Raw genomic sequence first — 16277 nt, 5'->3', positions numbered from 1 at the left:
CGATTGTATGAAAATTTATTGTTGTGAAGAACATGTAGAGTTGGCTCTTGATGTTGCTGTAGATGAAACAGGACAGTTTCCTGTACTAGAGAAAGTTGAAAATGACTTAGAAAAGTTGTCCACAGAGTGTGAGTATTGTAAAAATAACGCAACATATATGGTGTCGAACTAATATTCGGTCACGATATGTGGATGAAAATTGTGTATATGTGGATAGAAACTGTGGATAACCTGTTTATTTGCTGTGGACTTACAAAATGATACACAGGTGGGGATAACTTTTGAATATTAGTATTGTAACGGTAGGAAAGCTGAAAGAGAAATATTTGAAACAGGGAATTGAAGAATACACAAAGCGATTAGGGCCTTTCGCTAAAATCGACGTGATTGAAGTTCCTGATGAAAAAGCACCAGAAAATTTAAGTGAGACGGAAATGATCCAGGTGAAAAAAGCAGAAGGAGACCGCATTTTATCTAAGATTTCACCTGATGCACACGTCATCGCTCTTGCCATAAATGGAAAAATGAAAACATCTGAGCAACTTGCTCGAGATCTTGATCAGTTAGCGACATATGGGAAAAGCAAGATTGCCTTCGTCATTGGTGGATCACTTGGATTAAGTAATGAGGTTCTGAAACGAGCAAACGATACGCTTTCTTTTTCAAAAATGACGTTTCCTCATCAGCTGATGCGGCTTATTTTGGTGGAGCAGGTGTATCGAGCATTTAAGATTAATCGAGGTGAACCGTATCATAAGTAAATAAATACGGTTTTACTGGTCTGAAATAGATATCACATATGAAAAAAGTAGACTCGGAAACTATTATCCAGAAATAATTATAAAGGGCTCGGATCATAAACATATGATTTGGGTCCTATTCTCGTTTATTTTAAAGCTGTGATGAATGAGTGGGTGTTCCTCAGTATGATCATATGGTTAATTAATAAATCATTTCTTCAATTTTAGTAAAAACAATTTGTAGAAAATTGCTATAATGGTTTTTATAGGAAACTTACAAGGTGAATAAAAGTAAAGGGGGGCTTCTAATGTCTGATATGAATGAAAATCCGTTAATGGAGTCGACTGAAAAAAAGATCAAGATGGAAAGAAAAGAAGGTGAACCGACTGCTGCGTTTAAAGGAGCAAGTTGGACAGCTTTGGTCATCGGTGTTTCTGCTTATTTGATTGGCCTTTTCAATGCGGCAATGGAGCTCAATGAGAAGGGGTATTACTTCGCTGTATTGGTATTTGGACTGTATGCAGCTGTATCCCTCCAAAAAGCGGTGAGGGACAAGGATGAGGATATCCCTGTTTCGGGCATTTATTATGGCCTTAGTTGGTTAGCGGTTATTGTAGCCATTGGCTTGATGGCAATCGGACTTTATAACGCTGGAAGTATTATTTTAAGTGAAAAAGGATTCTATGGTATGTCCTTTGTTCTTAGCCTATTTGCAGCTATTACGATTCAGAAAAACATTCGAGATACTCAGGTGGCTAGAGATAAAGATTAATAGTCGGTGGAGCTAAAATAATGGAAGCATTGAGAAGCCTAGTTGCTTACCAATGCTTTTTTACTTAAATAACAAAAAAAAAGAGAGAAAAGCACGATTGGCTTTCCTCTCCTAGAAAGAACCTACTATCGTTTTAAACGAAACAAATTTTACTCAAGAAACCGTAAAACCATTCTGGCCCTTTAAACCATTGTTCTCTATAAATTCATCTAGAAGAGCCCGTGCTTCGTCAGTAGATTTTGTATTCATCAATTGATTTCTCAATTCACTTGCTCCGCGAAAACTGCGAACGTATATTTTAAAGAAACGGGGAAGCGCTTTGTAGATCCGTGGCTCGAGTTCTCTATCATATTTATCATGAAGGTCGAGGTGGAGTCTCAGCAGATCAAGCAATTCTTCACTCGTATGCTCTTTCTTCTCTTTTTCAAAAGCAAATGGATTATGGAAGATTCCTCGTCCGATCATCACTCCGTCGACGCCGTATTTCTCTACAAGTTCAAGTCCCTTTTGACGGTCTGGGATATCTCCGTTGATCGTCAGAAGCGTATCAGGTGCTACCTCGTCACGAAGTTTCTTGATCTCTGGAATAAGCTCCCAGTGGGCATCTACATCGCTCATTTCCTTCTTAGTGCGAAGGTGGATGGAAAGATTCACAATATCCTGTTCTAGAAGGTGCCTTAGCCAGTGACGCCACTCATCCACTTCTGTGTAACCGAGACGAGTCTTTACACTAACGGGCAGCCCTCCAGCCTTTGCTGCCTGGATGATTTCTGCTGCAACATCAGGACGACGAATTAACCCACATCCTTTTCCTTTTGGAGCAACATTGGGAGCAGGACAGCCCATATTAATATCAACTCCACGATACCCCATTTCTGCCATACCAATACTCATTTCACGGAAGTATTCGGGCTTGTCTCCCCAAATATGAGCGACAATGGGCTGTTCGTCTTCCGTAAATGTAAGTCTGCCTCGTAAGCTGTCTTTTCCTCTCGGATGGCAGTAGCTTTCCGAGTTTGTAAATTCTGTGAAAAATACGTCAGGTCTTGCTGCTTCGCTCACGACATGTCTAAAAACGACATCTGTCACAGCTTCCATCGGTGCCAAAACAAAAAACGGCCGTGGCAACTCTTTCCAAAAATTCTCTTTCATTTTATATCTAAACCCTTTCCTTAAGAGAAAAACGATTCCCAAAATTAAAAAGTAAAAAAGTTTCCGTCTGATCTATCGCAAGTTAGACTCGGTTTCAACCGATATATACTTTAATAGTATTATACGAAAAGTGCAAGAGAACGAGTCGATTTATGTTAACAGAGCCTCATATCAAAACAAAAGTGTCTATACACTAGGTGGATGGGGAAGCATACTAAAATGTCCTATTTAACTGGTTTCTGATTTCTACTTTGGTTTCTTACCTATCTTTATTTTCACCATTTTACTAGTTAATCATGTGTAAAAATTAGTAAAAATGCATCAGATTATCTGTTATTTTTTCTACAATTATAACAATTGTCTATGATAAGGTATAATTAGGATAGAACATGTTGTGTACCTAAGTGTCGCCTTGCTTTTTATGACATCTGAGCATGAGCGCCTATTCTTTTTATTACAAATAAATGAGACAAGGAAGGGTATCATGAGCAAGAATCAAACAAAAGATATTATCTTAATTGGTGCTGGAGTCATGAGTGCAACTTTGGGATCTTTATTAAAAGAATTAGCACCTGAATGGAATGTTAAAGTATTTGAGAAACTTGGAAGTGCAGGAGAAGAAAGCTCGAACGAATGGAATAATGCAGGGACAGGTCATTCTGCTCTATGCGAACTAAACTATACGTCTGAAAAAGCGGACGGATCAATTGATATTAGCAAGGCGGTCAAGATTAACGAGCAGTTCCAGCTCTCTAAACAGTTCTGGTCTTATTTCGTTAACAAAGGCTTAATCCACAATCCACAACAATTCATTAAACCAATACCCCATATGAGTCTGGTTTTTGGAGAAGATAACGTAAAGTTTTTGAAAAAGCGTTTGGAAGCGTTGTCAGGAAATCCTCTGTTTCAGGGCATGGAACTTTCTGAGGATCCTGAAAAGCTTAAGGAATGGATTCCACTTATTATGGAAGGTCGTTCGTCGGATGAGCCGATGGCTGCCACAAAAATCGATTCTGGTACAGATGTGAATTTTGGGGCGTTAACCCGTCTCATGTTTGAGCACTTAGAACGCGAGAATGTAGACATTCACTACAAGAGTAGCGTAGAGGATATTAAACGTACGAAAGATGGCCTGTGGGAAGTAAAAGTAAAAGATATGGCGAATGATAACTTAGAATTGCATACCGCAGACTTTGTTTTTATTGGAGGAGGGGGCGGTAGCCTTCCATTGCTTCAAAAAACCGGTATACCCGAATCAAAACAAATTGGCGGCTTTCCAGTAAGTGGACTGTTCATGGTCTGCAATAATCCAGAAGTGATTGAAAAACACCATGGTAAGGTTTATGGCAAAGCGAAAGTGGGAGCGCCTCCAATGTCTGTTCCTCATCTAGATACAAGGTTCATTGATAATAAAAAGAGCCTATTATTTGGTCCATTTGCAGGATTTTCGCCTAAATTTCTTAAAACTGGTTCAAATATGGATTTAATTAGTTCAGTAAAGCCTAATAATGTATTAACGATGATGGCTGCAGGCGTTAAGGAAATGGGATTAACGAAATACCTTGTCCAACAAGTAATGTTATCCGAGGATAAGCGCATTGAAGAATTGCGTGAATTTATCCCGACAGCACAAAAGGAAGACTGGGATATCGTTGTAGCTGGACAGCGTGTACAAGTTATTAAGGATACGGAAGAACAGGGCAAAGGAACGCTTCAATTCGGTACAGAGGTGGTTACGGCTTCAGATGGCTCAATTGCAGCGCTACTTGGTGCATCCCCAGGTGCATCCACTGCTGTACATGTCATGTTAGAGGTTTTTGAAAGATGTTTCCCTGAATACCTACAAGAATGGGAGCCTAAAATTAAAGAAATGATCCCATCACATGGATATGCTTTAGAAGAGAATCCAGAGTTATTCAAGGAAATTAATCACTTAATTGCTCAGACTCTTGGTCTTAATGAAGGCGAACCTGTTTATAGCTGATCACTGATAAGATATAGAAAAAATGTGAGCGTGTGGCATAAAGAAACTGCTACATGCTTCTTTTATGTAATAAAATGCTCATTCCTCAAATACATTCAATTATGAAAAAAAACAGATTCAAAAGGGGGAATTTGATTTGGAAGGTAACGTAAATACAACACCTCAACCAGAGAGTAGCAGTAATGGTCTAGCTGTATCCTCAATGGTATTGGGCATCATAGGCCTTGTCCTCTTTTTAATTCCTCTAATTCCTTATCCATTGGCTATTCTGGCCATCATTTTTGGGATAATCGGCAAGAAAAACCCGGTTAAGAAAGGATTTGCTATAACAGGTCTTGTAACTGGCATTGTTACGTTAGGTTTGAAAATATGGTTTTGGGCAGGAGTCGTTTTTTTCATGTAACCCCTTTTATATAAACTTCTTAAAAAGACTACCTCTCGTGTAGTCTTTTTCTTATCAATAAATTTTAAATTAATAAACTAGTTAGCTCTTTCTCTATTCTAATTGGGCCATCCTTTTAACTATCTTTTTTAACAAGAGAGTAAGAGTAAGGATGTAAGGAAGTAGCTAAAACTTAATCTGAGCAGAAAAAAATGTATGTATACAAAATTTGTTTACAAGAATACAATTTTGTATTCTTGTAAACTTTTTATGTACACAAGTATACAAATGCGTACACATGTCTTTATATCAATATGTGTACAAAAACGTATACATGTATACAAAATATGTTTACGTGTGTACGTTTTTGTATACAAGTAAACATATTTGTAAACTAGATAGAATGGCTCATTGACTTCGGTTGAAAAATTCTATAAATTTTAAGTTAATAGTAGAAATACTAGATTTTAAATATGAAAGGATGGATTATTTTTATGAGTAATTCAAGAATTGCAGCAGTCGATGTAGGTAACGACTCACTAAAAGGAATCTATGGAAAAATCGAATCTGACCTATACATACCAAATGTGATTGCAAGAGATATAGAAGATCGCCCGGTTATTGGAATTGAAGAATTGGATACGAAAGATCCGCTTGACGGTATTCACATTCGCGTTCATTCCCCTGCTTTGAAGGATAACAATGCGATCTACCGAGTTGGTAATCTAGCAACAAAGAGTGACAACCCGACTGAATTAGATCCTGGAAGTGCAAAGTCAGAAGAAGACCAAACACTAGTTATGCTGTTTGCTTCTCTAGCTTTAGATGCAGTTGATCCAAAGAACTCAGCGAATTTCAAAAACCAAAACGGCGTGATTGATGCCAATTACACACTTGGTACAGGTCTTCCGCTTCGTGAAGTAAAAGAAGGAAAAGACGTTGGTTATCGTTCAAGACTTCTTGGATCTGTGCACCAGGTAGAGTTTCTTGTAACACCGAAATATCAAGGTAAGAAAGTAAATATTAAATTTGATGAAGTGAAAGTTTATCCTGAGGGATTTGCAGCTTACATTAACCTTGTTATGGATAGCGATTTAAATATCATTAATAAAGATTTGATCGACAAGCGAATTTTAATTCAAGACATTGGTGGTCTTTCTACCGATATCGCGGTTATTAAAAACCGTAATGTCGACGATGATAAGGCACAGGGCTTTAACCTTGGCGTCGCTGAGTCGCTTGAAGCCATACGTGAAGAAATTCGCTCGAAGCACGGAGTAGAACTCGATAGCCGTCGTGATGTGGTAGATATTATTACGAAGAAGAACGATCGTAATCACATTATGGTCCGCGGAAGTCGTACAAGCGTTCATGATATTACAGATCGTATTCTCTTAGAGCTTGCGAAGAAACAATATCGTCACCTTCGTAACGTATGGCAGAAGAACTCTCAATCTGAAATCTGCTATTTCGTTGGCGGCGGTTCAATTGTATTGAAAGATTACCTCAAAACGTTGAACAATAACCTTGATGGGTACAATATTGATTTCTTTGAAGATGAGAAAGAAAGCATCTGGATGATGTCGAATGCGTACTACAAGCTCATCTCTGACTTCACTCGTAAAAATAGCAAGCCTCAGCACCAGGATAAGAAAGAAGAAAAGAACAAGGTCAAAAACTAGTAGGGTGATTTGATGAAAAAGGCGGGGATGACGGGGTTACAGAGAGGACAGGCGATCACTTTTCGCCTTCCTTCTGATACACCTGATCATATTCTAAAGCAGCTGCAGAAGTTAAAAGAGGAAGAAAAACGGAACTTCTCAAGCCGCATTGCGGAGTATGTTTTAGATGGTGTCACGCAAACGATCAGACGCGATAATGATGCAATTACAGTACCTTTGCCCAAGGGATTAAGCAAAGCCCAAAGGGATTGGTTAAAACATGAGCATTCAGAAGCGCTTCTTGGAAACATCGTTTACCAAATTTTATCAGATCCTGTACGCGCTGCATCTCTTCTTGCATCATTTAACAGTAACTCGATTGATATTGATCAGGCCCTTTATTTGCAGGAAGAAAGAGCAGTCCAGAGAGAAGTATCAGAACCTGTTGAGGCTTTACCACAGATGTCTGATGATGATCTAATGAATTTTGATTGGGATCAGGCAAAACAAGAGCAAAGCTCAGCGGTTGAAGAAGAGGAAGAAGAGAGCGTAGATGATTTGCTCGGCGGATTTCTTGATAAAATGAATAAATAAAACGAAAGGCAGCGGAATTTCCGCTGCCTTTCTTCATTTTCTAGCGATTAATCAATCGAAATGATCCCGCTATCGCCTTGAGGAATGTTTCCTGTCTTTTTAATTTTTAACGTTTGTAAGTTTGTGAAAATGACTGGAGTGGCAAGAGATGGCACAGCACTTCTGACGCTACTTAAATCAACAGTCATTAGTTTATCCCCTCTCTTGATTGTATCTCCTTCTTTTACATGAGTCGTAAACCCTTCGCCCTTTAAATTGACCGTATCAATGCCGACATGTATCAATATTTCGACTCCACTTTCAGATTTGATACCGACTGCATGCTTAGTAGGGAAGACGCTTATGACTTCGCCGTCAACTGGCGAAACAAAATGGCCGTCTTCAGGAAGAATGGCGAAACCATCTCCCATCATTCCGGCAGAAAATACTTCGTCTGGCACTTCGTTCAATGGAATGATCTTTCCTTTTACTGGCATAATAAACGCTTGATCTGCTATTGTTTTTGTTAATGTTCCAGCGTTAGTAGTCGCTTTAGATGGATTAGAGCGCGTGCCTCGCATGGCATCTGCCACAAATTCAACATCTGTTCCGACGATAATTTGTAGGTTACGATTATTCACTTTGACCACGCCTCGAGCTCCATAACGCTTTAATTCTGCTTCGTCTACTTTTGACATATCATTCATTTGTAAACGTAGTCTTGTTGTACAGTTATCGATGGATGAAATGTTATCAATGCCGCCAATGCTGCGAATAAAATGTCCAGCCATCACATCGTATTTGTCACCTTCAGTAAGAGAAGTCGTTTCCGTGGCCATATCTTCGTCTTCTCGACCAGGTGTTTTTAAGTTTAATTTTTTTATTAAGAAGTAGAATACCACAAAATATATGACTCCGTAAATCAAACCAATAACAAGTAATAGTCCTGCTTTCTGTGCTAGTCCATAATTAAGGAAAAAGTCAATGGCACCGGCAGAGAAGCCAAATCCATGGTGGATGTCTAGAACGTAAGTGAGAACCATGGAGCTAGCTGTTAAAAGAGCGTGAATACCATATAATAAAGGTGATAAGAACATAAAGGCGAATTCAATCGGTTCCGTAATACCTGTTAAGAATGATGCAAAGGCAATACCGATTAACATTCCGCTTACTTCAGCTCTTCTGTCTTTTTTAGCCGCAGCAATCATCGCAAAACACGCTGCAGGTAGCCCGAACATCATGATAGGGAAAAAGCCAGCCATGAAAATACCGGCTGAAGGATCTCCGGCAAAGAATCGATTCAGATCACCTGTGGCGCCGTTATATTCACCGAAAACGAACCAGACCAAACTATTTAGTACGTGATGCAACCCGAAAGGAATAAGCAATCGATTTAAGAATCCGAATACCCCTACCCCAAGTGCGCCTGCATCAATAATCCACTGTCCTATCGCGTTAATACCTTCCTGAATAGGAGGCCATACAAATCCAAATAGTCCTGCAAGTATAACCATTGCAGTGGCTGTAACGATTGGTACAAACCGCCGCCCTCCAAAGAAACCAAGCCAGGTGGGGAGTTTAATATCGTGAAATCGATTATAAAGCAGTCCAGCAACGATACCAGATAAGATCCCTCCAAGAATCGCCATGTTAATGTTTTCATTAACTGCTTGAGTTCCCTGAGTCAGAACCAGGTAACCAATTGCCCCTGCTAGACCGGCTGCTCCGTTGCTATCTTTTGAGAAGCCAATCGCCACACCAATGGCAAAAATGAGAGCAAGATTATCAAATATTGCTCCACCTGCAGCAGCGACAAATGGAATACCAAGTAAGTCATCTTGTCCCAGCCTCAGTAGCAAAGCTGCAGCCGGAAGTACGGCAATCGGAAGCATCAATGACTTACCAATGCGTTGTAAAGCTCCGAGCATAAACGTTCAACCCCTTTCAAAATTTGAAAACGTTTTATTATCCTGTTCATCATAACAGCACTAAATATAGTTGTCTATACCAATTATGTCGTCTGATCTAACATTGGATTGATTACTGGTATAGACAACTGTACTTAATGGTGGTAGTATTCATTTAACAGAACTGCGAGGAGTGTTTGGTTTGGCTGAGACAAGTTTCGTTATCGATCAGGTAACAGTGTTTAGCGAACGAGAAACGATTGAGAATGGTTACATTAAAGTTGAGAATGGCATCATTACTGAAATTGGGCCGGCAAAGCAACGTAATAAAAGTGATGGTGAAAAAGTATATACGTTCCATGAGAAAGTATCTTTGCTTCCAGGTATGATTGACGTTCATATTCACGGGGTGAATGGAGCGGATACGATGGATGCAACGACGGAAGCACTAGATACGATCACTAAAGCACTTCCTGGCGAAGGCACAACAAGCTTTTTAGCAACGACCATTACCCAGGATCCAAAAGCAATCGAACGTGCTGTGAAGAATGCAGGAGAGTATGTGGAGGAGAACCAAAAGGCAGGTCATGCTGAAGTTCTTGGCATTCATTTAGAAGGACCATTCTTAAATAGTGAGAGAGCAGGTGCGCAGCCGCTGCACGCGATGCAGCGACCGGACATTCGAGTTTTTGAAGCTTGGAATAAGCTTGCAAAAGAAAAGATTAAACTCGTGACGCTTGCTCCTGAAAAAGAAGGTGGTTTAGAGCTCGTTCGTTATTTGACTTATCGAGGTATTATCGCATCAATTGGTCATTCTGATGCCACTTATCAGCAAGTGATGGAAGCAGTAAAATGCGGCGCTACGCATATTACGCATCTTTATAACGGAATGAAAGGACTACATCATCGAGAGCCAGGTGTTGTAGGAGCTGCATTATTGAATGAACAATTAAAAACAGAAGTGATTGCAGACGGATATCATGTTCGACCGGAGATGATTCAATTAGCTTATCAGCAAAAAACGGATGCAGGCGTGATTTTAATAACGGATGCAATGCGAGCGAAATGTCTTAAAAATGGTCGCTATGATTTAGGTGGACAGGAAGTAGAAGTCAAAGATGGTAAGGCGCTATTAGAAAACGGCACTTTAGCGGGTAGTGTATTAAAAATGAAAGACGCCCTTACTAATATTCAAGAGTATACAAAATGCTCCCTTGAAAGTGCGATTAAAATGGCATCAGAAAATCCTGCCAAACAGCTCGGAGTTTTTGATCGTAAAGGCAGTCTGGCTGTAGGAAAAGAGGCAGATCTTTTCGTACGATCTGAAGACGGGGAAGTCATAATGACTTTCTGTAAAGGGCATCTTGCATATTCAAATGAAAGGAGTGAGGAAAATGAGAATTATTCAAGCGAATGATTACGAACACATGAGTGAACTTGCAGCAAATTATCTAATAGACAAAGTGCAAACAAACCCGGCGATTGTACTCGGCCTTGCGACTGGAGGAACGCCACTTGGGACATATAAGCGACTAATAAAGGACTATGAACAAAACGGCACGTCATATAAAAAGGTGACAACATACAACCTTGATGAATATGTAGGTTTTTCGCCAGAAAACCCAAATAGTTACCACGCCTTTATGTACGACAATTTATTTGAAAAAATCGACATTCCTCCGACAAATATTCACCTCCCGAGCGGAACTGCTCTTGATCTCGTAGAAGAATGTAAAGGCTATGAAGAGCGTATTGAGGAAGCGGGTGGGATCGATGTTCAGCTTCTTGGCATGGGGAGTAATGGTCATATTGGCTTTAATGAGCCGGGAACATCCTTTCAAGCAACGACGCACATTGTTGAACTGGCGCAATCAACAAGAGAAGCCAACGCACGATTTTTTGATGATATAAAGGAAGTGCCATACCAGGCCATTACGATGGGGATTGCAACGATTATGAAAAGCAAAGAAATTTTACTACTTGTATCAGGTGAATCGAAAAACGATGCGATGAAAAAATTGATGGAAGGTGAAGTCGACGAGTCTTTTCCTGCATCGGTATTAAACAAGCATTCTCATGTTACAATAATTGCTGATAAAGAAGCGTTGTCTGGCGTAAATGTGCGCTGAAAGGAGTTTGTTCGATGATTGATAAGACATCCCCATTACCGATTTATTATCAGTTAGTGGAGTGGATAAAAGGGCTAATTGAACGTGGCGAATTAAAGCCAGGTGATTCATTGCCCTCAGAGCGAGAGTATGCTGAACGGTTTAGCATTAGTCGTATGACGGTAAGACAGGCGATTACAGAGCTTGTGAACGGCGGGTACCTTTATCGCCAAAAAGGCGTAGGAACTTTTGTAGCCGAGAAAAAAATTGAGCAGCAGTTGATGGGGTTAACCAGTTTTACTGAAGATATGAAATCTCGAGGAATGGAGCCTAGCAGTAAACTTGTTGGATTTGAAATCGTACCAGCTCCTTCTTACATTTCGCAGCAGTTAAAAATACAAGAACACGCGCCAGTATACGAAATAAAGCGGATTAGACTTGCAGATGGCATTCCGATGGCTCTCGAGAAGACGTACATTTCAGCGAACCTCGTCAAAGGACTAACAGAAGAAACTGTTCAACATTCCTTGTATCATCACATTGAAAATCAGCTCGCTATCAAGATCGATGAGGCTACCCAGGTGCTAGAGTCGTCTGTAGCGACACAGCAAGAGGCCGAGTACCTCAATATTCAAAAGGGTGCACCAATCCTGCTCATTCAGCGGAATACGAAACTTGCTGACGAAACACCACTAGAAGTTGTAAAGTCTTCGTATCGAGCAGATCGTTATAAATTTATGATTACACTGAAACGTTAAAGGAGGATGCCGCTTGTTTAGCGAATACTTCAATCACATTAATCAAGCACTTCAAGTCATTGAAGAACAAGAAGTAAGCGCCATAAAGCGAGCTAGTTCTGCTGTGGCAACGAGTATAGAAAACGGACAAATCGTCCATGTTTTTGGCTGTGGTCACTCGCATATGATGGCAGAAGAAGTTTTCTATCGTGCAGGAGGACTTGCTCCAATTCGTCCAATTTTAATTGAAGACCTAATGCTTCATAGGGGTGGGTTGCGTTCTTCTGCGTTAGAAAGAACCAATGACCTGGCCAAAGAGTTTATGGCTCATCAAGATATCCAACGAGGAGACGTCGTTATTGTTGTATCGACGTCAGGGCGTAATCCAGTTCCAATCGATGTAGCTCTTCTTAGCAAAGAAAGAGGAGCATATGTAATTGGAGTGACTTCGCGAAAAGCTTCAATTGGGCAAACTTCCAGGCATCATTCAGGAAAGTATTTGTATGAAGTGGTTGATCTGGTGATTGATCATCAAGTTCCATCAGGCGATGCGACGATGCATAATGAGAAGAATCAAATCTCATTTGGTTCGACTTCAACAATACTCGGGATGGCCGTTATGAACGGCATTACAGTAGAAGCCATTCAGCAGTTAATTGAACGAGGAATTCATCCTCCTGTATTTAAAAGTGGGAATGTAAATGGATCAGATGAGTGGAATCAAACATTAATTAAGAAATATAAATCACGCATACCTCTACTTGAAAATAAACCTCATTCCTAGTTAAAAAGCTCCCCGTCGTGGAGAGCTTTTTTAGTGAGAATCGTATTACTTGGTTTCCCGCATTCTTCTGCCAATCATTCCCCCGGCAATAATGGAAGAGATTTCGTTAGTCAAACTTTCCTTTTCGATTTAATACACGCGAGCGTTTCCGCTTGAAAGCGAAACATTTACCTGGTGTTCTCCACTACCATGGACACCAGAAATTCGATTGTTCGTTATCGTTTGATCTTTTAACGTGAAAGTTGTAGAGATATCTCCACTGCTTGCTTCTGTATCGAGTGTGAAATTAGCATCATCGGGAAGGTCTAGTTCTACATCGCCTGAACTTAAATCAAACGATACATCTCCGGATAACTGTTCCATTTGAACCTTCATTTCACCAGATGACATTTCTCCTTTTAGTGGTCCCGAATACTTCGTTAGGATCACGTCACCAGAACTAATATCAAAGCTTCCTTTTTCAGTTGAGAGTTGATCAATGATCAGTCGTCCTGATGATCCATCATGTTTAAAGCTTTTCGTTTGCAAGTTAGAAAGTTCAACATCTCCAGAGCTCATCTCAATATCAACCTCATTTAAAACGAGAGAACTAGCTCCTTTTAATTCAACATTTCCTGAACCCACTTCAAGCTTAAGGTTTTGATTAAAGTCTGCGGGTAAGTAGACAGTGACATCTGATTCTCCATTAAAGTTGAAAAATTGATACCATTTCTGCTTCACTTCTACTTCAATCGTTTCCCCTTGCTTACGTAAAGATAATTCTCCATTCCCATTCAATGCTGCTTTTACATCATTTCGAGCTTCAGGAACGATTTTCATATCACTACTGTGTGTGATTATGTTGATTTCCTCCGTTCGCTCCGTCACTTTGATGCTATTCTCATCGCTTCCTCCTACAAAAAGTGAGGTGTTTTCATATAGAATTAATAGTACTGCTCCAACAGCTAGCAAACCAACAATGACATAAAATCCACTTCTCATGTCGTTCCCTCCCGTATATTCTCTATGGTAATCTTATAGTAGTTGAGATCATTAAAGTAGAAACTAGAGCAGTAAATGAACTAAGACTTAAGACGTAAATAATGGCATTGGAGGCCACGATATGTATCTCACGATTAAAGAGACTGCAGAATATTTATCTCTACCTGAATCTTATATTGAAACGCTCATTCGTGAAAACCGCGTTCGTACCATTTTTGATGGTGAGCAGCATTTGTTATATAAAGAGCAGTTTAATACTCACTTTGAACAGCTTGAAAAAATGAAGCTAAAATTAGAAGAGGAAGCGAATGAGCCAATTCCAGAAGATCCTGATGTAAAAGACGAAGATTAATGACAGTAAAGAAAGGATGCCAACTGGCATCCTTTCTTTACTTCGTAGAAATTTCACTCATAATGGCATGCGTATTTTGCTCACTATCCTCGAAAAAAGCCATCCAGGTTTCGGTATCATCCATTTTCGCAACCAAATGAGGCTTACTACTAAATAGCACGCCATCTTTTTTTAATCGCTCATAACTTTTTTCAATATTCTTTACTTGAAAATAAACAATAGAGCTAGCGTGAGCAAATTTTTCTTTATCTGGAAGGCTAAGAAGAAGACGCAGTCCGTTACAATCAAAAAAGGCCATTTGATCCGTTTCAAATAATAACTGTAGCTCCAGCATTTCCTTGTAAAACTGAACAGCTCGTTCCATTTTTTTCACGGGAATCGCAATCTGGCTCACTTGTTTGATCATAAAAGGGATTTTCCTCCTAGTTTTAAGCTTAGTTGCTATTTCTACTACATAACATGAAATCCCTTTAATTTTTTTCGTTTATGTCCTACGAAAACGGGAATAGTCCTAAGTAACAGAGGAGGGTATCTTTTTATGAGAAACCTGATTAAAAAAGCGATGAAATACGGTCCGATTATTTATCCGATTGTGAAAAAAATGCGAAATAAACGAAGAACTAGATAAAGAAAAACCCCGGTCCCCGGGGTTTTTTTAGTTAGGTTTAATAGGTGGTTACCTGGAATAATTTCTGTAAGATGTACATGACATACTTATAAGAAGACAGAGAATTTTGATATTTTTTGTAATCGACTGTATACGTACCATCTTCGTTCGTCCACATTCTTTCAAAATAGCGATCAACGTCTTCCATCACTTTCTGGTCGTTTGAAGCTTTTAAATGGATATTAGTTTCCATGTTATAATCATCCATGTTTCGAGAGGTGTAGTTACCTGATCCACCGACAATCGTGCTTTGTTTCTTTCCTTTTACGTAAAGAAGTTTTGTATGAAACTGCTCTTTGTTCGTATCATACCAGCGGATAGAGAGGTGCTTATTTCCCTGTTTCGTCAGCTCCGCAGTAATAGGTAAATTAGGTAACCCTATTTTTTGTTGTCCGAAGGCATTTTGGTTAGGATCGAGTATCAGTCTTACGTCAACTGATCGTTCCGTCGCATCAACGATAGCATCAATAATATCTCGATCAGCAAGGTAGAACATGCCAATATAAATAAGGTCGTCTTCCTTAGCATCATCAATTGCGGTTACAACGCTATCTTGAATTTTACTCTCGGTTACGATTTGCGCTTTCACATCGTCGGTAGCTTTTGCATCAGAAATTGATTTGTCCGGGAATTTTGACACATTCCCTCCAGAGTACGCGGCAACAGCCTTCTCTGATTTGATGAGCTCATTTAAAATTGTACCTTTCACCTTGAAAGCGATATTTGAATGAAAACCACTCGCATCATGTGGATTGGCAGACATGATCATTCCTGCATCTTCTGTGATAACCGTTTTTCTATGATTAGCTTTTACATTTAAGAGTTCCAGGTAGGACCGTGCCGTCACTTTCGGTGCAGAAGGAGCCATTGGATTTGGAAGCCATCCTTTTCCATCTTGTCCGAACCAGGAAAACGCCATTCTCCATACCCCTGAATAAAACAAACTAGGGTCGCGAAGTCGTTCTAAATCTGTAAAAATCACTTCCGCCCCCATGTCTTCAATTTTCTTGATTTGTTTTGCTTCATGAGAGCCGTAAGTTGTATTCACTTCATCACTTATTAGAATTACATTTAGGTCAGGTTTCTTTTCCATCGTTTCAACAACAGCTTTTGACAATTCCTCGCTAATTTTCGGATAATTACGTTTTCCATCTGTATATCCATTAAATAAGAAAAGGTCCAAAATGAGAAATTCATCCGCTTCTTTAATCGTTTTGTTGACTTCGTCAAAGATACTATGGTCATACACTTCTTCGTCATCTTTATCGTACGTTAAATCATACAGGAATTCGATGTCATCACTGCTTAATTCATGAACCTCACTTGCATAAGAAACTCCTTCTGGTAAAGGCTTAAAACGATGATATGTAATAACGGAGACAAAAATGAGAATGACAATACTGAATAAAATCCAACGCTTTCTTCTGTACCATGACCGTTTCTTCATAGGACTTGCTCCCTAACTTCGATTTTCTT

The 16277-nt window shown here is 39.6% G+C and carries 18 protein-coding genes; 13 read left to right on the top strand and 5 right to left on the bottom strand.

The window, feature by feature from the left end:
• Positions 1–7 precede the first annotated feature (7 nt).
• The 3 genes from PQ578_RS20045 (at position 8) to yiaA (ending at position 1513) form a co-directional block, all read left to right on the top strand.
• A complete protein-coding gene (locus tag PQ578_RS20045; RefSeq protein WP_273836368.1) occupies positions 8–172 on the top strand; it encodes a CxxH/CxxC protein in 165 nt (54 codons plus the stop codon).
• A 109-nt stretch (positions 173–281) separates the two neighbouring features.
• A complete protein-coding gene (gene rlmH / locus PQ578_RS20040) occupies positions 282–761 on the top strand; it encodes a 23S rRNA (pseudouridine(1915)-N(3))-methyltransferase RlmH (protein WP_273836367.1) in 480 nt (159 codons plus the stop codon).
• 287 nt (positions 762–1048) lie between these two features.
• On the top strand, positions 1049–1513 hold the full coding sequence (gene yiaA, locus PQ578_RS20035; protein WP_273836366.1) for an inner membrane protein YiaA: 465 nt from the start codon (positions 1049–1051) through the stop codon (positions 1511–1513).
• A gap of 153 nt (positions 1514–1666) precedes the next feature.
• Here the strand turns inward: yiaA and PQ578_RS20030 are convergent, their stop codons facing one another.
• Positions 1667–2665, bottom strand: a complete 999-nt coding sequence (locus PQ578_RS20030) for a tRNA dihydrouridine synthase (protein ID WP_273836365.1) — start codon at positions 2663–2665, stop codon at positions 1667–1669.
• Positions 2666–3086: 421 nt separating this feature from the next.
• Between PQ578_RS20030 and mqo the strand changes: the two genes are divergently transcribed.
• The 4 genes from mqo (at position 3087) to PQ578_RS20010 (ending at position 7286) form a co-directional block, all read left to right on the top strand.
• Positions 3087–4649: a malate dehydrogenase (quinone) gene (gene mqo / locus PQ578_RS20025; RefSeq protein WP_273836404.1), complete on the top strand. Its 1563-nt coding sequence runs from the start codon at positions 3087–3089 to the stop codon at positions 4647–4649.
• Positions 4650–4785: 136 nt separating this feature from the next.
• Positions 4786–5052: a DUF4190 domain-containing protein gene (locus tag PQ578_RS20020; RefSeq protein ID WP_273836363.1), complete on the top strand. Its 267-nt coding sequence runs from the start codon at positions 4786–4788 to the stop codon at positions 5050–5052.
• 473 nt (positions 5053–5525) lie between these two features.
• Positions 5526–6713, top strand: coding sequence for a ParM/StbA family protein (locus tag PQ578_RS20015; RefSeq protein WP_098445589.1), 1188 nt, complete (start codon positions 5526–5528; stop codon positions 6711–6713).
• 12 nt (positions 6714–6725) lie between these two features.
• Positions 6726–7286 (top strand): hypothetical protein, encoded by a 561-nt coding sequence (locus PQ578_RS20010; protein WP_165998979.1) that lies wholly within the window; start codon positions 6726–6728, stop codon positions 7284–7286.
• A 47-nt stretch (positions 7287–7333) separates the two neighbouring features.
• Here PQ578_RS20010 and nagE read toward each other — a convergent pair whose 3' ends face one another.
• On the bottom strand, positions 7334–9193 hold the full coding sequence (nagE, locus tag PQ578_RS20005) for an N-acetylglucosamine-specific PTS transporter subunit IIBC (protein ID WP_273836359.1): 1860 nt from the start codon (positions 9191–9193) through the stop codon (positions 7334–7336).
• 181 nt (positions 9194–9374) lie between these two features.
• Here nagE and nagA point away from each other — a divergent pair, with 181 nt between their 5' ends.
• Genes nagA through PQ578_RS19985 form a run of 4 tightly spaced genes read left to right on the top strand, consistent with a single transcriptional unit; the run spans position 9375 to position 12801 of the window.
• Complete coding sequence (gene nagA, locus PQ578_RS20000) at positions 9375–10589, top strand: N-acetylglucosamine-6-phosphate deacetylase (RefSeq protein ID WP_273836357.1); 1215 nt, start codon at positions 9375–9377, stop codon at positions 10587–10589.
• Positions 10567–11301: a glucosamine-6-phosphate deaminase gene (gene nagB, locus PQ578_RS19995; protein WP_273836356.1), complete on the top strand. Its 735-nt coding sequence runs from the start codon at positions 10567–10569 to the stop codon at positions 11299–11301. The genes nagA and nagB overlap by 23 nt, the downstream gene beginning before the upstream one ends.
• 14 nt (positions 11302–11315) lie before the next feature.
• The gene (locus tag PQ578_RS19990) at positions 11316–12038 is read left to right on the top strand and encodes a GntR family transcriptional regulator (RefSeq protein WP_273836354.1); all 723 of its coding nucleotides are present in this window, start codon (positions 11316–11318) and stop codon (positions 12036–12038) included.
• Between the two features lie 13 nt (positions 12039–12051).
• A complete protein-coding gene (locus PQ578_RS19985; RefSeq protein WP_273836353.1) occupies positions 12052–12801 on the top strand; it encodes an SIS domain-containing protein in 750 nt (249 codons plus the stop codon).
• 129 nt (positions 12802–12930) lie between these two features.
• Here the strand turns inward: PQ578_RS19985 and liaG are convergent, their stop codons facing one another.
• The gene (gene liaG, locus PQ578_RS19980; protein WP_273836352.1) at positions 12931–13782 is read right to left on the bottom strand and encodes a LiaG family protein; all 852 of its coding nucleotides are present in this window, start codon (positions 13780–13782) and stop codon (positions 12931–12933) included.
• A gap of 121 nt (positions 13783–13903) precedes the next feature.
• Here liaG and PQ578_RS19975 point away from each other — a divergent pair, with 121 nt between their 5' ends.
• On the top strand, positions 13904–14134 hold the full coding sequence (locus tag PQ578_RS19975) for an excisionase family DNA-binding protein (RefSeq protein WP_273836350.1): 231 nt from the start codon (positions 13904–13906) through the stop codon (positions 14132–14134).
• Positions 14135–14171: 37 nt separating this feature from the next.
• On the opposite strand, the gene PQ578_RS19970 is transcribed toward PQ578_RS19975, so the two are convergent.
• A complete protein-coding gene (locus PQ578_RS19970; protein WP_273836349.1) occupies positions 14172–14540 on the bottom strand; it encodes a VOC family protein in 369 nt (122 codons plus the stop codon).
• 132 nt (positions 14541–14672) lie between these two features.
• Here PQ578_RS19970 and PQ578_RS22570 point away from each other — a divergent pair, with 132 nt between their 5' ends.
• Positions 14673–14762, top strand: coding sequence for a hypothetical protein (locus PQ578_RS22570; RefSeq protein ID WP_489753147.1), 90 nt, complete (start codon positions 14673–14675; stop codon positions 14760–14762).
• 37 nt (positions 14763–14799) lie between these two features.
• Here the strand turns inward: PQ578_RS22570 and PQ578_RS19965 are convergent, their stop codons facing one another.
• Positions 14800–16248: a phospholipase D family protein gene (locus tag PQ578_RS19965; protein WP_273836347.1), complete on the bottom strand. Its 1449-nt coding sequence runs from the start codon at positions 16246–16248 to the stop codon at positions 14800–14802.
• Positions 16249–16277: the final 29 nt, after the last annotated feature.

Source organism: Guptibacillus sedimenti (assembly GCF_028610665.1).
GTDB classification, from domain to species: domain Bacteria; phylum Bacillota; class Bacilli; order Bacillales; family Guptibacillaceae; genus Guptibacillus; species Guptibacillus sedimenti.
This window is presented reverse-complemented; position numbering and strand designations above follow the sequence as displayed.

Bases quoted from the DNA above. Each gene is read 5' to 3' on its own strand.
- PQ578_RS22570 (WP_489753147.1), top strand. From the start codon at position 14,673: ATGAGAAACCTGATTAAAAAAGCGATGAAATACGGTCCGATTATTTAT.
- PQ578_RS19990 (WP_273836354.1), top strand. From the start codon at position 11,316: ATGATTGATAAGACATCCCCATTACCGATTTATTATCAGTTAGTGGAG.
- yiaA (WP_273836366.1), top strand. From the start codon at position 1,049: ATGTCTGATATGAATGAAAATCCGTTAATGGAGTCGACTGAAAAAAAG.
- PQ578_RS19970 (WP_273836349.1), bottom strand. From the start codon at position 14,540: ATGATCAAACAAGTGAGCCAGATTGCGATTCCCGTGAAAAAAATGGAA.
- nagE (WP_273836359.1), bottom strand. From the start codon at position 9,193: ATGCTCGGAGCTTTACAACGCATTGGTAAGTCATTGATGCTTCCGATT.
- liaG (WP_273836352.1), bottom strand. From the start codon at position 13,782: ATGAGAAGTGGATTTTATGTCATTGTTGGTTTGCTAGCTGTTGGAGCA.
- PQ578_RS20015 (WP_098445589.1), top strand. From the start codon at position 5,526: ATGAGTAATTCAAGAATTGCAGCAGTCGATGTAGGTAACGACTCACTA.
- PQ578_RS19965 (WP_273836347.1), bottom strand. From the start codon at position 16,248: ATGAAGAAACGGTCATGGTACAGAAGAAAGCGTTGGATTTTATTCAGT.
- mqo (WP_273836404.1), top strand. From the start codon at position 3,087: ATGACATCTGAGCATGAGCGCCTATTCTTTTTATTACAAATAAATGAG.
- nagB (WP_273836356.1), top strand. From the start codon at position 10,567: ATGAGAATTATTCAAGCGAATGATTACGAACACATGAGTGAACTTGCA.
- PQ578_RS20030 (WP_273836365.1), bottom strand. From the start codon at position 2,665: ATGAAAGAGAATTTTTGGAAAGAGTTGCCACGGCCGTTTTTTGTTTTG.
- PQ578_RS20045 (WP_273836368.1), top strand. From the start codon at position 8: ATGAAAATTTATTGTTGTGAAGAACATGTAGAGTTGGCTCTTGATGTT.
- PQ578_RS19975 (WP_273836350.1), top strand. From the start codon at position 13,904: ATGTATCTCACGATTAAAGAGACTGCAGAATATTTATCTCTACCTGAA.
- PQ578_RS20010 (WP_165998979.1), top strand. From the start codon at position 6,726: ATGAAAAAGGCGGGGATGACGGGGTTACAGAGAGGACAGGCGATCACT.